Genomic DNA, 14,102 nt, shown 5'->3' on the forward strand with positions numbered 1-14,102 from the left:
TGTGCGGCTGCGCGGCAATGTAGTGATGCGTATGAAAGCTGCAACGATCCCTACGGGGATGTGAGCGTCACCGTTCGGGCGGCGGGGCGGCGGGCGTGCGCACGCCCCTCGCACGCATCCGCTCGAGTTCCGCATAGGGATCGAGCGCGAGGGGGCCGTAGGCCTGCGTATAGGTGTCCGTGCCGAAGACACGCTCGAGAAGCAGGCCCGGACGTTCCCTCCGGTATTCGAGATCGGCCGCTGCAAGCGTGCCGCGGATGCCGGGCTCGACCCCGTAGCGGCGGGCATAGGTAACGAGGTCGGGGCCGCGCACGCCCCCGCCCGGAACCGCTGCCGGATTGCCGCCGAGGGCCGCGACGGCGTCGGCGACGGGGGTCTGGTCGCTGCGGTTCGCGCCGCCGGGCGTCGGCACCGGCAATGCGGAGAGATCGGGCGGCGTCTCGAGCGGCCGGTTCGGCAGGACCGCGAACTCGTCGGGCCCGGGCTGCGTCGATCTGAGCGTCACGAGATCGGGCGTTCCGCCGCCGCACGCGGAAAGCCCCGCGACGAGGATCGCCGCCATGCCGAATTTCGCCATCGGGCCCGTCATCGCCGCCTCCGTTCCTGGCGCCTTCCTAGCGCACTCGCGGCGCGCCGTCATCGGGCTTTTTCCCGTCCGGTGAAGAGGATGAGCCCGACGGCGCCCGCGAAGATCGAGATGTCGGCCACGTTGAAGGCGTAAGGGTTGTCGATCCCGCAGCACGACATGTTGAGGAAATCGGCGACCGCCCCGTAGATCAGGCGGTCGACAACGTTGCCGATCGCGCCGCCCACGAGGAGCCCGCCCGAGACCAGCGCCCACCGCCCCGCGCGATCCCGCCGGAGCCAGATCAACACCCAGGCGGAGATCGCCAGGGCCACCGCGATGAGAATCCACCGCGTGAGATCGCCGTCGCCCGCGAGGAGGCCGAAATTGACCCCCTGGTTCCAGGCCATGCGGAAATTGAGCCAGGGCGGCAGCACGTCGATGGAGCCACGGTAGGCGAGGCCTGCGACCTGGACCACCAGCACCTTGGTGATCTGGTCGAGCGCGAAGACCGCGAGCGCCGTGATCCAGAGCGTCCGCATCAGTGGCGGAAATGGCGCCGGCCGGTGAAGACCATGGCGAGACCGGCATCGTCGGCGGCCGCGATCACGTCGGCATCGCGCATCGCGCCGCCGGGCTGGATCACCGCCCGCGCCCCGGCCTCCGCCGCCGCGATGAGCCCGTCGGGGAAGGGGAAGAAGGCGTCGGAGGCCACGACCGAGCCTTCGGTGGGGGCCGCGTCGAGCCCGATGGCCGCCGCCATGTCGAGGGCTTTCCGCGCGGCGATCCGCGTGCTGTCAACGCGGCTCATCTGGCCCGCGCCGATGCCCACGGTGGCGCCGTCCTTGACGTAGACGATGGCATTCGACTTCACGTGCTTGCCCACGGTCCAGGCGAAGAGGAGGTCGGCCATCTCCGCCTCGCTCGGTCGACGCTTGGTCACGATCTGCAGGCTCGCGGGATCGAGGCGGCCGGCATCGCGGTCCTGCACGAGATAGCCCCCCGAGACCTGCCGCCAGACGAGGCCCGGAGCCTCCGCATCGCCGAGCCCCGCGGTCGTCAGGAGCCGCAGGTTCTTCTTGCCCGCGAAGATCTCGCGCGCCGCGTCGTCGGCGCCGGGCGCGATCACGACTTCGGTGAAGATGCCGGTGATCGCCTCCGCCGTCGCGCGGTCGAGCGGACGGTTGAGCGCCACGATCCCCCCGAAGGCGGAGACGCGGTCGCAGTCGAAGGCGCGTCCATAGGCCTCGGCCAGGCTCTCGCCCTGCGCCACGCCGCAGGGATTCGCGTGCTTGACGATGACGCAGGTGGGCGGGGCGTCGGCGAATTCGCTCACGAGTTCGAAGGCCGCGTCGGTGTCGTTGATGTTGTTGTAGCTCAGCGCCTTGCCCTGGTGCTGCTGGGCGGTGGCCACGCCGGGGCGGTTCGATCCGTCAGTATAGAATGCCGCACCCTGGTGCGGGTTCTCGCCGTAGCGCATGGTCTGGGCGAGCGTCCCCGCGACCGCCCGACGGCGCGGCGCCGGCTCCCCGATCGCGCCCGCCATCCAGGTCGAGACCGCAGCGTCGTAGGCGGCCGTTCGCCCGTAGGCCCGCTGCGCCATCGTGCGGCGGAATGCTTCCGACGTCCGTCCCTCGTGGGTGTCGAGCTCGACGAGGAGCGCCGCGTAATCCTCCACGTCGACGACCGTGGTGACGAAACCGTGGTTCTTGGCCGCCGCGCGGATCATCGCGGGGCCGCCGATGTCGATGTTCTCGATCACCTCGTCCCATTCCGCGCCGCGCGCGACCGTGGCCTCGAACGGGTAGAGGTTGACCACGAGAAGGTCGATGCCCGCGATCCCGTGCGCCTCCATCGCGGCCAGATGCGCGGGATCGTCGCGAAGCGCGAGGAGGCCGCCATGGATCACCGGGTGCAGGGTCTTCACGCGGCCGTCCATCATCTCCGGAAAGCCCGTCGCTTCCGCCACGTCCGTCACCGCGAGCCCCGCCTCCCGCAACGCCTTGGCCGACCCCCCGGTCGAGAGAAGCTCCACGCCGCGATCCGCGAGCGCCCGGCCGAGTTCGGTGAGGCCGGTCTTGTCGGAAACGGAGATCAGGGCGCGGGAGAGCGGGACGAGATCGGGCAATTCGGGCTCCTTGGGTCGGGTCAGGCCAGGATCGGCGCGTCGTCGTGGACGAGATCGCGTATCGCATCGGGCGTTTGCCGGGCTTTTGCAAGGGTCCAGCTCACCCGAGTGGCGTATTCGTCCGCCTGCCCCGAGAGCACGATCTGCCGGGCTTCCTGCGGCGCGGGCGTCTCCGCATCGAGATAGACGGACGGCTCCAGGGCGAGCGTCGCGGCCCCGTCCTGCCGGAAACGCCAGAGTTCGCCGCTTCTCAGCATCAGCGAGATCGCGCCGTCCTCGTCGGGGGCGGCAAGCACGTCGGGATGGAGGTGGAAGCGCACGCGGAATTGCACGCCCGCGGGACCGGACGCGGCGCGCATGGCATCGAAGGTTGCCCGGTCCTCGCGCTCCACGACGGCGAGCACGTCCTCCCCGCGCAGGCTCCGCCCGTCGGTGTCGAGATGAAGCTGTCGGATATGGGTGAGCCCATGCGTGGCGACGTAACCGTCATGGGCGATCACGATCCCGCTGGAGCGTTCGGTGCGCCGCCATTCGGACCGGACCTCCTTCGGCGGACCGGACGCATCCGACGCGTCGAGCTCCAGCGTCGAATGGGACGGCGTCCGCCGGGCGGCCTCGGCCCAATCCGTACCGAAGGCATGGCCCGGGCCGACGCTCACGACGAGCGGACGCCGCCCGGAGGTGAGCTCGAAGGCGAGGGCGGAGGCGTGGGGCCGCGCGCCCGGTCCAACGGGCGGCGCCGCCGCATCGAGAAGGATCGTGACGCGGCGATGGGCAAGCCGCGCGAAACCCATCGCCCCCTCCCCCGGCGCCGCCGCGGGCGTGCCAGAGAGCGCGAGGACCTGCTCCGCCCGTCCCGCGTGACCCGCGCCCCCGCCGTGGAAACGCGGCAGGCCGCCATCGGCGTGGCGCAGGGTGCGCAGGGCCGACGCCATTACCGCCACCGCACGTCGAAGAGTGCGCGGCGGCTCTTGGCCTGCTGCCTCGATGCGGCCCTGCGCGGCGGAGAGGAGCCGCAGGATCTCCATCATCTCCTCGGGATTGCGACTCGCGATCTCGCCTGCGGGACCGATCCGCGCGGCGCATTCGGCATCGAGCCAGCCCGCCGCCCGAGCCGCGTGACGCTCCATTCCCTCGAGCGCCATCGCACCGTGGAGAAGACCCGCGAGCGCGTCGAACCGCCCTCTGTCTGGCGCGGCATCGCGCCAGCACCGCGCGAGATAGCGGGTCTGGTGCGCGAGCGACCGGCGGAACGCCCGGACGAAATCGCCGGGCGCCCCGTCGAGGATCATCGCACCGTGCTCCGTCCAGGAGAGGAGCCGCCGGCCCGTGATCGCCGCGTCCCAGCCGCCCCCGCCCCTCGCGCCGGGGAGCCACAGCCAATCCCGCGTCCAGTCCCGCGCACAGGTCCAGGCGCGCCGATCCCCAAGCGCGGCCAGATCGTCAAGCCAGCCGAAGGCATGGAGATCGGCCCGTGCCTCCCGATCGTCGGGATGAAGGTCCCAGATCGTCCCGGGTGTTCTGGTCATTCCATCGCCCCGGCGAGGCGCGAGCGTCTCGACCATCCGGCGGCCCTGACCGGCGCGTCCGGTCCAGCGCGGCTCCTGCGCGAGGTGGAGCGCACCGCCGCGGCGTCCGAACCGCGCGAGCCAGACATGGCGGCGGAGCGGACGGACGGGGCGGGACAAGGTGCCGAACATATCGGTCACGGCGTGCCCGCCGTGCCACCCTCCGCGGGCACGCGCAGCGACACCATGTAGAACCCGTCCATTCCGCCCAAGTCGGGCCAGGCGTCGGGGCGAACGCGAAGCCCCCCTTCCGCGCCGATTGAATCCGGGGCGAGGCCCGGCAGCTCGGCCGCGGCGCGATCGACGGTCAGCCCCGGATGCCGGGCAAGGGCATCGCGGACCTGTTCCTCCCCCTCGTCGACGAGCAGCGAACAGGTGCAGAAGACCAGCCGCCCGCCGGGCCGCAGACAGGCGAGCGCGCGGTCGATCAGGCGCTCCTGAAGGCCGAAGAGGGCCGGAAATTCTTCCCCCGTCTTGGCGTAAGGGAGATCCGGATGACGCCGGATCGTGCCGGTCGCCGAACAGGGCGCGTCGAGCAGGACCGCGTCATAGGCCCGGTCCGGCCGGTAGTCGAGCGCGTCCGCGACGACAAGCTCCGCCCGGAGGTTGCAGCGGTCGAGGTTCTCCCTGACCCGGCCCATCCGCCCCTCCGAGATGTCGAGCGCCGTAACCTCCGCTCCGGCCGCGGCGAGTTGCAGCGTCTTGCCGCCCGGCGCCGCGCAGAAGTCGAGCACCCGCTCTCCGGGCGCGGGGGCGAGGAGGCGAACGGGAAGCGCGGCCGCGGCATCCTGCACCCACCATCGCCCGTCCACGTAACCCGGCAGCGCGGTAACCTGCGGCGCGCCCGGCAGACGCACGCTGCCCGTGGGCAGCACCTGCCCGCCGAGGCGTTCCGCCCATCCCTCCGGATCCGATTTCACGGTAAGATCGATGGGCGCGCCGCGGGCGAAGGCCGCCTCCATCGCGGCGACCGTGTCCTTGCCGTAATCCGCGACGAGCGGCTTGCGCAGCCATTTGGGCAAGCGCGGCAGCGGTAGCGCCTCCCAGTCGCCTTTGCGGATCACGTTCCTGAGCACCCCGTTCGCGAGCCCCGCCTGGCTCTGTCCGCGCTCCATCGTGCGCACGAGATCGACAGCGGCACTCACCGCGCCGTGGGGCGCGGCGCCGTCGACGTAAATCTCGTAGAGCGCGAGGCGCAGCGCGTTGTGCACGCCGGGCCAGGGTTTCATCCGCAGGAACGGGCCGAGCGCCCGGTCGGCACGGTCCATCCAGCGCAGCGTGCCCGTGGCGAGCCGCTGCGCCCGCGCGCGGTCGGGTGGGTCGAGGGGCGCCACGATGCGGGCGGTGACCTCCGGCAGGAGCCGCCGCTCCTCCAGCACCTCCCAGAGGAGGCGCAGCGCCGCGGCGCGCACGGGATCGGCGGTCTGCGACATGGGGAAGCGTCCTCTCGGCGATGCGCGGCCCTTGAGCCGATGCGAGCGCGGCGTATATCGAATGGACGTCCCAGACAAGCACGCGAGCCCGCCATGCCCGAGAGATCCGACCTGCCCCCTGCCGCTCTGCGTGCCCTTGAGGAGGCAGAGGAGCGGCGACGGAAAGCCAAAGCCCTCGACCTCGCGCCGGAACTCGGCGGGCGCGACGGACCGGAACCCGTCCGCTACGGCGATTGGGAGAAGAAAGGCATCGCCATCGACTTCTGACGCGGGATCAGCCGATCCCGAGCACGTCGAGCATGTCGTAGCGCCCCGCGGGCCTGTCCTGCGCCCAGAGCGCGGCCCGGACCGCGCCACGGGCGAAGAGCGAGCGATCGGTCGCCATGTGGCTCAGGGTGACGATCTCCCCCGGCCCCGCGAAGACGACGTCGTGCATTCCCACGATGTCGCCGCCGCGGATCGCGGCAAACCCGATATCGCCCGCACGGCGCGGACCGGTAATACCGTCCCGCCCCCGGTCGGAGACATCCCCGATTGCGACCCCGCGCCCTTCCGCCGCCGCCTCCCCGAGCATCAGCGCGGTGCCGGACGGCGCATCGACCTTGTGGCGGTGATGGCGCTCCACGATCTCAATGTCGAATTCCTCGCCGAGCGCTGCGGCGACCTGACGCACGAGCTGCGTGAGGAGGTTCACGCCGAGGCTCATGTTGCCGGCCCGCACGGTGACGTTGCGCGCCTCTCCCGCCTCGAGCGTCGCGATCTGGTCCGCGTCGAACCCGGTCGTGCCGATCACATGCGCCACGCCACGCCGCGCGGCCTCCTGCGCGTAGGCCAGCGTCGCATCGGGCGCGGTGAAGTCGATGAGGGCGTCGGCGGACCCGAGCGCCGCCCCGGCATCCCCGGTGACGATCACGCCCCGCTCCGCCCCGCCGAGCGCCCGGCCCAGATCGTGCCCGACCCAGTCATGCCCCGGGCGGACGAGCGCTGCCGCGACGTCCACCCCCTCGGCCGCGTCGGCGGCGGCGACGAGCATTCGGCCCATCCGGCCCGACACCCCTGCGATGACAAGTTTCATGAGCAATCCCCATCCGATCCCGCGCGAGGGGGCTAGCCCGGCGGGGCACGGCGCGCAACGGGGCTGTTGCGGAGACGCGGCCCAGGGCCTAGATGCTGCGGCATGGCCAAGAACCGTTTCTCCGAGGGCTCCGGCCCGTCGCAGCGGCAGCTCCGCGTGGGCGAGCTCATCCGCCGGACGCTCTCCGACGTGCTGAACCGGGCCGAGATCCACGACCCCGAGCTGAACCGGCTCTCGATCACCGTGGCCGAAGTCCGGACCTCGCCCGATCTGAAGATCGCGACCGCCTATGTCATGCCGCTCGGCGGCGAGAAGCGGGAAGAGGCGATCGCCGCGCTGGCGCGGAACAAGTCCGAACTGCGCCGGGCGCTGGCGAAGGAGACGACGCTCAAGTTCACGCCGGACCTGCGGTTTCTCATCGACGAGACCTTCGACCGGATGGACGCCACGCGACGCCTTCTCGCGCAGGACGACGTGCGCCGCGACCTCGACCGCGACGACTGAACCATGTGGAAGGCCCTGCTGATGCTCCTCATGGCGCCCGCGGCGGCACAGGCGGCGGAATGCCGGTCGATGGTCTTCGACGGCGCGAGCTTCACCGCCTGCCCCGTCGATCTCGAGACGGAGGAGTTGCGGCTCTGGCGCGCCGATGCGTCCGGCGCGCCCTATGGCAGCTTCCGGTCCGTCGACCGGGCCCTCGATAGCGAGGGTGCCCGTCTCGGTGTCGCGATGAATGCCGGGATGTACCATGCCGACCGCTCCCCCGTCGGCCTCTATACCGAGGACGGGGTGGAAGAGGCCGGGATCGTCACGTCCGAAGGGCCCGGTAATTTCGGGATGCTCCCGAACGGCGTTCTCTGCCTCCAAGGCGATCGCGCCCGGATCGTCGAGAGTCGGGCCTTCGCGGCCGACCCGCCCGCCTGCCGCTACGCCACGCAATCGGGGCCGATGCTCGTCATCGGTGGCGCGCTGCATCCGCGCTTCCTGCCCGACGGCACCTCCACCTATGTCCGCAACGGCGCGGGCGTGAGCGCGGATGGCCGAACGCTCTGGCTCGTCATCTCCGACGCCCGGGTGACGTTCCACCACTTCGCCCGCTTTTTCCGCGACGCGCTCGGCACGCCCGACGCGCTCTATCTCGACGGCAACGTCTCCCGCCTCTACGATTCGCACAGCGGTCGCCACGATGCAGGCATGCCGATGGGTCCCATCATCGGAACCGTGGAGCGGCATTGATGGGACGGCGCAAATCGGGACGCGACGTCACCGGTTGGGTGATCATCGACAAGCCTGCGGGCATCGGCTCCACCGATGTCGTGGGCAAGGTCCGCTGGGCGTTCCAGGCGAAGAAGGCCGGTCATGCCGGGACGCTCGATCCGGATGCGACGGGGCTCCTCGCCGTGGCGCTCGGGGAGGCGACGAAGACGGTCTCGCTTCTGACCGACGCGCTGAAGGCCTACGAGTTCACGATGCGTTTCGGGGCCTCCACCACGACCGACGACGCCTCGGGTGACGTGATCGCCACGAGCGACGCGCGGCCGGGAGATGCGGAGATCCGCGCGGCGCTGCCGGACTTCACCGGCGATATCATGCAGGTGCCCCCCGACGTCTCCGCTGTGAAGGTCGACGGCCAGCGCGCCTACGACCTCGCGCGGGAAGGGGTGGCGCTGGAACTCGAGGCCCGTCCCCTTCACGTCGAGAGCCTCGACCTCGTCGCGCGGCCCTCCGCGGACGAGGCCGTGCTGCGCATGGTATGCGGCAAGGGCGGCTATGTCCGGGCCATCGCGCGCGATCTCGGTGCGGCGCTGGGTTCTCCCGCGCATGTCGTATCGCTGCGCCGGATCTGGTCCGGGCCATTCGACGTGGAGGACGCGGTCACGCTCGAACAGGTCGAGGCGCTGGCTCGGACACCGGAGATCGACACGCTTCTGAGGCCGGTCGAGGCGGGGCTCGTGGAGGTGCCCTGCGCGCGGGTCACCGCGCTCGCGGCCGAACGCCTCGCCCATGGCAATCCGGCGGAAGTGACGAGTACCGACGCGGAATACGGCGACATCGCCTGGGCCGCGCATGAGGGGCGTGCGCTTGCCATCGGGACGTACCGTGCGGGGCATCTGCATCCCACGCGAGTTCTGAACCGGCCGCGATGATCCGGAAAGCGCATCAGAAGGGCGACGCGGCGAGCGAGGCGCATTATTCCGACTGCCTGCGCTACCGTTTCGACCTGACCCGGATCTGGCAGCCCGACGGGAAGCGCGCGCTCTTCGTCATGCTGAACCCCTCGACCGCGACGGAGGTGCAGAACGACCCGTCGGTGGAGCGTTGCGAGCGGCGGGCACGCACGCTCGGCTTCGGCGCGTTCCGGGTCTGCAACATCTTCGCCTGGCGCGACACCGATCCGAAGAAGATGCGCGCCGCACCCGACCCCGTGGGGGCGGAGAACGACGCGGCGATCCTCGCGGGATGCGACTGGGCCGACACGATCGTCTGCGCCTGGGGCACGCATGGCGCTCATCTTGATCGTGGGCCCGAGGTCGAGCGGCTGATGCGCGGTGCGGGCAAGCCCCTCCATCATCTGGGTCTCACCAAGGACGGCCATCCGCGCCATCCGCTCTATATCCCCTACAGCGCGGTGCCGCAGGTCTGGCACTGAGCGGGCGGCGGGATCCGCCGCCCTGCCCGGTAATCTTCACATCGACAGGTCGGGCTCCACGAATTGGATCTCGTCGGCATCCCAAACGCCCATCACGGTGATCGTGTCCCCGCCGCCCTCGAGGTCGATCTGCTTGATCGGGCCCGCACCGCGGATGGCATCGATTTCGGCCCCGCCGAGGTCGATGCGATCCTCCACGGCGTCGAAATCCCAGATGATCGAGCGGTCCCGAGCCCCGTCCGTCGCGATCTCCTCGGAAAAGGCGAAGGTGTCGGCCCCGCTCCCGCCGAAGAGGGTGTCGAGACGGCCGGGGCCCGCCACGAGAATGTCGTCGCCCGCCCCGCCGTAGATCGCGTCGTTGCCGGCGCCGCCGAGAAGCAGATCGGCACCGCCCTGGCCCGACAGGATATCGTTGCCCGCCCCGCCCTCGAGACGTTCGAGCCGATCCGTCCCGGTCAGCACGTCGCGGCGCCCGGTCCCCGCGATCACGTCGTACGCGATGTCGAAGTCGAAACCGGCGAGAACCGGATCGTGATCGGAATGCCGTGCCGGTGAAGTCCCGTCGAAGAGTTGCGGATCGCGCCCGAAATCGAGGTTGTAGTCGAGCGCATCCGCCTCGTCGGCATTGATGTGCCATTCCGCGATGCCCGCGACCTCGCCGAGGAGCCCGTCATCCACCAGGACGTAGTCGAGTGTGCCGATCTGCCCGTCGAAGACATAGGAATAGGCGTCCTCGCCCAGAAGCGCGGATGCGACGTCGGTATAGCCTGCATCCTCCAGCGCCCGGATCGGATCCTCCTGCGCGTAGGAATTGAGATCGCCGAGGATCATCGTTCCCGATGCGCCCTGCCCTGTGGGATCGGAGGCGAGCCAGTCCGACAGGATCTCCGCCGCGGCTTCCCGCGTGGCGTTGTTGTTGCCCTGCCCGTCGCCCTGCGCCTCGTCCGCGTCGAGACCGGAAAGCGAGCCCTTGGATTTCAGGTGATTGACGGAGACGGTGAAGCTCTTCTGCGTCGCGATGTCCTCGAAGCTCTGCGCGATGGCGGGACGGTTGAGCGGGCGACCGGCATCGAGGGGATCGATGAAGTCGCGGCCCTCGAACTCCGTCAGGATCGCCATGTCGCCCAGGGGTGTCACCTTGTCGGCGCGGTAGATGATGGCGTTGGCGATCGCGTCGCCACCGACGAACTCCTGCCCCGGATCGACGAAGGCCCAGTCCTCCCCGTCGCTTTGCGCGTTGAGCTCCTCGACGAGCGTTTTCACCGCGAACGCGTCGCCCGCGAAATCGTTCTCGATCTCGATGAGGCCGAGGACGTCCGCCTCCATCCCGAGGATCGCGGTCACGAGCTTGTCGGTCTGGCGGTCGAGCTCGGCTTGCGTATCGGCGCCGCGCGGATCGCTGCCGTTGTCGGTGGAGACGCCCGGCGCGTCGATCGTGGTGAAGTAGTTCAGGACGTTGAGGCTCGCCACGCGGAAGGCGCCGTCGACCTCCGGCGCCGTCTCGGGACGCGGATTGGTGTTCTCCCATTCGCCCACGGGGGTCTGGATGCGGAACTCGTCGAAGCCGTAGCCGAGGACGCCCGTCACGCCGGTGAGCGTGTCGCCCATCCGGAACTCGTCGGAGGATTGCAGCACGCCGTCATTGCCGTCGATGATCCGCAGCTCGTCGGGGTTCTGCACCGACCGTCCATCGTCGATGAAGACGCTGCGCGAGGCCACATCGCGCAGATGCGCCTCGTAGCCCGCCTCGTCCGGCAGATTGTCCTGGGTGAACTGCACGGGACGTCCGCCCGCGGCCACCGTGTATTCGCCGAAGCGGTCGAGATTGAAAAGCTCGCTCACCGTCACGTTCTGCGCGAGCGTGATCCGCATTCCCTCGTAGGCCTCGAGATTGGCGACGTAGCCGCCCGATCCGTCGGCCACGGCGTCGCCGGCCTCGAGCGTGACGTCGATTGCGTCGGGAAGCTCCTGCCCGCTCGCCAGAACTTCCGCGCTCAGCGCCTCGATCTGGGTCTGGCTCCGGAACTCGCCCACGGTGCCGGTAATCCGAACGAGATCGCCCACGGCGAAATCTTCTACAGGCTCGAACCCCTCGAAGACGAAGACGCCTTCGGAGGTGGTGGCGTCCGCGTCCCAGTCCGCACGCTCCTCCTGCACGAAGAACCCGCCGAGATCGCGCATCGAGCCGAGCCCGTTCGACTGGTAATCGGCGGTGATCACCGCCTCGATCGTCACAAGTTGCCCGTCGAGCGGCGAGATGTCGTCGGCCCCGATCGTGTAGTCCGCACCGCCAAAGGTCGATCCCTGCACCTCGGAGACGAGGGTGACGGTCTCGGGCAGAACGTCGCCGCCCGTCTCGCTCGCTCCGGTGCCGGGGGTCGGGGTGCCGGCGACGAAACCGTCCCCGACCCGCGAGAGCGATTGCGTGTCCTTCTCCCCGTTCGCGTCCTCGTTCCACTGCACGCTCTGCCCCAGCGCCGCGAGCATCTCCGCGTCGTCCGCGTCGTTCGTGTCGTAGACCACGGCGTCGAGGAGGTTCTCCTGCGTTGCCGCCTCGCCCACCGCCGGCGCGGCCCCTGCATAGAGCGCCACGGCATCCGCGCCGTTCTGAAGACCGTCCGAGGTGAAGGCCGCGAGACCCACATTCGCGACCGCCTCCGATCCGACGACGAAGTACCCCCCCGCGTTCGTCACCTGCCCGTCGAGGGAGATCGCGTCGTAGGCCGTGTCGCCATTGCCGTTGAAGAGAACGAGCGTGAGGCCGTCGAGGGACGTGCCGCCCGCACCACCGTCGAAGATCTCCACGAATTCCGCCATATCGGTACCGGGCGTGTCCGCGTCGATCTCGCTGATGACGAACGAGCCAGGCTCGTCCCCCGGTGTCTCGCCCGCGTCGTCCCCGCGCACGTAGCCGCCGATGGGCATCGGCGCGGCCGCGGTCGCGTTCGTCGTCGCGCCATCGAGCGCATCGTCACCGGAGAAGGTCCAGTCGGCGGGATCGAAGACCGTGCTCGGCCCGGTGCCGTCGTTCCGGACCGCCCAGCCGTCGGCATAGGACCAGACCGGGTCGGCCTCATTCGGCCCGACGGTGCCGAAGACGTCGACGATGCTCCCCGCCTCGTAGAGCACGATGGCGTCGTCGCCGTTGACCGACGCCTCGCCCACATTCGGATAGGTCGGATCGAAGCCGAAATAGGAGGCAAAGCCCTCGGCCTCCGCGGAAAGATAGAGATACTCCCCGGCAAGGATGGAGCCCGAGAGCTGGTAGCCGCCGCCGGAGGCGTCATTGTCGTTATTCGCCGATTCCACCTCGTAAATGGAAAGATCGGCTACATCCGACAGGGCAAAGAGTTCGATCGCCTTCGGGACGCCTCCGGTCAGGGGGCCATCGACGATTCCGGTGATAACGAGAGACATTCGGTTTCCTCACTCGACGCATTCTGCGGGTCGCGGTTGAGTTACAGGCCGAATACGACGGCCGTGCAACGCGGCGCTGCAGGTGTCGTTACGTCATTCGATCGTTCGGGGTCTCTCGCGGCGAATGTTGCGGCATCGGACCGAAGGTTCTTTCAAATTTTCCCCGCCAACCTATTCTGCACGGATGGCTCCACGTTCGCGGAGCAGGCAGGAAAGGACGTTATGACATGAGCGGGCTCGTCGCTCTTCTCGACGACGTGGCGGCGATCGCCAAGGTGGCCGCGGCCTCCGTCGACGACGTCATGGGGCAGGCCGTGAAAGCCTCGTCGAAGGCCGCGGGCGCGGTGATCGACGACGCGGCGGTGACGCCGAAATACGTCCACGGCTTTTCCGCCGACCGCGAATTGCCGATCGTCTGGAAAATCGCGCGCGGATCGTTCTTTAACAAGCTGGTGATCCTGCTGCCCGTGGCGCTCCTGCTTGCGGCCTTCGCACCGTGGGCGATCCCGCCGCTCCTCATGCTCGGCGGCCTCTACCTGTGCTTCGAGGGGGCGGAGAAGATCTGGCACAAGCTCCACCCGTCCCATTCCCATTCCGAGGACCTGGTCCAGGAGAAGCTTTCCGGCGCGCAGCTCGAGCAGAAGAAGGTCGCGGGCGCGGTCAAGACCGACTTTATCCTGTCGGCCGAGATCATGACCATCGTGCTGAATTCCCTGCCTGGCGATGGGCCATTCTGGATGACGGCGCTGAGCCTCGCGCTCGCGGGGATCATCATCACGATCGCGGTCTACGGCACCGTGGCCCTGATCGTGAAGGCCGACGATTTCGGCCTGCACCTGGCCTCGAGCGGCCGGTCGAACGCGGTGCGGGCTGCGGGGCGTTTCATCGTGAAGGCGATGCCGACCTTCATGACGCTCCTCGTCGTCGTCGGGACGGCCGCGATGATCTGGGTGGGCGGCTCGATCATCGTCCATTCGCTGCACGAACTGGGCTGGCACCTGCCCTACGAGACGATCCACCATGTCGCGGTCGCCGCCGCCCACGCCGTACCGGCCGCCGAGGGGGCGGTGGAATGGGTGGTGACCGCCGCGCTCGACGGCGTAGTGGGAATCATCCTCGGCCTCGCGATGATCCCCGTTGCGCAGTACGTGATCGCCCCGCTCCTCGCCGCCGTTCGGCCGGGCTCGAAGACCGCATCGGAGCCCTGACGCGGGAGGGCGCGGTTGCCTCGGGGTCCACTCGCCCCTAGCTTTTCTCCACGGCTCC

At 69.6% G+C, this 14,102-nt stretch carries 13 protein-coding genes; 6 read left to right on the forward strand and 7 right to left on the reverse strand.

Going from position 1 to position 14,102, the window contains the following annotated elements:
• Positions 1-67 precede the first annotated feature (67 nt).
• Genes LX81_RS12050 through LX81_RS12070 form a run of 5 tightly spaced genes read right to left on the reverse strand, consistent with a single transcriptional unit; the run spans position 68 to position 5,694 of the window.
• Positions 68-589, reverse strand: a complete 522-nt coding sequence (locus LX81_RS12050) for a DUF3035 domain-containing protein (RefSeq protein ID WP_111537571.1) — start codon at positions 587-589, stop codon at positions 68-70.
• Between the two features lie 47 nt (positions 590-636).
• Complete coding sequence (gene lspA / locus LX81_RS12055) at positions 637-1,107, reverse strand: signal peptidase II (protein ID WP_111537572.1); 471 nt, start codon at positions 1,105-1,107, stop codon at positions 637-639.
• Entirely contained in the window at positions 1,107-2,693 is a 1,587-nt protein-coding gene (gene purH / locus LX81_RS12060) for a bifunctional phosphoribosylaminoimidazolecarboxamide formyltransferase/IMP cyclohydrolase (protein WP_111537573.1), read from the reverse strand. The genes lspA and purH overlap by 1 nt, the downstream gene beginning before the upstream one ends.
• A gap of 20 nt (positions 2,694-2,713) precedes the next feature.
• The gene (locus LX81_RS12065) at positions 2,714-4,393 is read right to left on the reverse strand and encodes a heparinase II/III family protein (protein ID WP_111537574.1); all 1,680 of its coding nucleotides are present in this window, start codon (positions 4,391-4,393) and stop codon (positions 2,714-2,716) included.
• 5 nt (positions 4,394-4,398) lie between these two features.
• Positions 4,399-5,694, reverse strand: a complete 1,296-nt coding sequence (locus LX81_RS12070; protein WP_111537575.1) for an RsmB/NOP family class I SAM-dependent RNA methyltransferase — start codon at positions 5,692-5,694, stop codon at positions 4,399-4,401.
• A gap of 93 nt (positions 5,695-5,787) precedes the next feature.
• On the opposite strand from LX81_RS12070, the gene LX81_RS12075 reads away from it, so the two are divergent.
• Positions 5,788-5,961, forward strand: coding sequence for a DUF1674 domain-containing protein (locus tag LX81_RS12075; protein WP_111537576.1), 174 nt, complete (start codon positions 5,788-5,790; stop codon positions 5,959-5,961).
• A 7-nt stretch (positions 5,962-5,968) separates the two neighbouring features.
• Here the strand turns inward: LX81_RS12075 and dapB are convergent, their stop codons facing one another.
• The gene (gene dapB / locus LX81_RS12080) at positions 5,969-6,769 is read right to left on the reverse strand and encodes a 4-hydroxy-tetrahydrodipicolinate reductase (RefSeq protein WP_111537577.1); all 801 of its coding nucleotides are present in this window, start codon (positions 6,767-6,769) and stop codon (positions 5,969-5,971) included.
• 102 nt (positions 6,770-6,871) lie between these two features.
• On the opposite strand from dapB, the gene rbfA reads away from it, so the two are divergent.
• Genes rbfA through LX81_RS12100 form a run of 4 tightly spaced genes read left to right on the forward strand, consistent with a single transcriptional unit; the run spans position 6,872 to position 9,419 of the window.
• Positions 6,872-7,273 (forward strand): 30S ribosome-binding factor RbfA, encoded by a 402-nt coding sequence (gene rbfA, locus LX81_RS12085; protein ID WP_111537578.1) that lies wholly within the window; start codon positions 6,872-6,874, stop codon positions 7,271-7,273.
• 3 nt (positions 7,274-7,276) lie between these two features.
• Complete coding sequence (locus LX81_RS12090; RefSeq protein ID WP_111537579.1) at positions 7,277-8,005, forward strand: phosphodiester glycosidase family protein; 729 nt, start codon at positions 7,277-7,279, stop codon at positions 8,003-8,005.
• Positions 8,005-8,916: a tRNA pseudouridine(55) synthase TruB gene (gene truB / locus LX81_RS12095; protein WP_111537580.1), complete on the forward strand. Its 912-nt coding sequence runs from the start codon at positions 8,005-8,007 to the stop codon at positions 8,914-8,916. Before LX81_RS12090 ends, truB begins: the two co-directional genes overlap by 1 nt.
• Positions 8,913-9,419 (forward strand): DUF1643 domain-containing protein, encoded by a 507-nt coding sequence (locus tag LX81_RS12100; RefSeq protein WP_111537581.1) that lies wholly within the window; start codon positions 8,913-8,915, stop codon positions 9,417-9,419. The genes truB and LX81_RS12100 overlap by 4 nt, the downstream gene beginning before the upstream one ends.
• 36 nt (positions 9,420-9,455) lie before the next feature.
• Here LX81_RS12100 and LX81_RS12105 read toward each other — a convergent pair whose 3' ends face one another.
• Positions 9,456-12,836, reverse strand: a complete 3,381-nt coding sequence (locus tag LX81_RS12105) for an ExeM/NucH family extracellular endonuclease (RefSeq protein ID WP_111537582.1) — start codon at positions 12,834-12,836, stop codon at positions 9,456-9,458.
• A 227-nt stretch (positions 12,837-13,063) separates the two neighbouring features.
• Here LX81_RS12105 and LX81_RS12110 point away from each other — a divergent pair, with 227 nt between their 5' ends.
• On the forward strand, positions 13,064-14,044 hold the full coding sequence (locus LX81_RS12110) for a DUF808 domain-containing protein (RefSeq protein ID WP_111537583.1): 981 nt from the start codon (positions 13,064-13,066) through the stop codon (positions 14,042-14,044).
• Positions 14,045-14,102 lie beyond the last annotated feature (58 nt).

This window comes from Palleronia aestuarii (genome assembly GCF_003253995.1).
GTDB lineage: Bacteria > Pseudomonadota > Alphaproteobacteria > Rhodobacterales > Rhodobacteraceae > Palleronia > Palleronia aestuarii.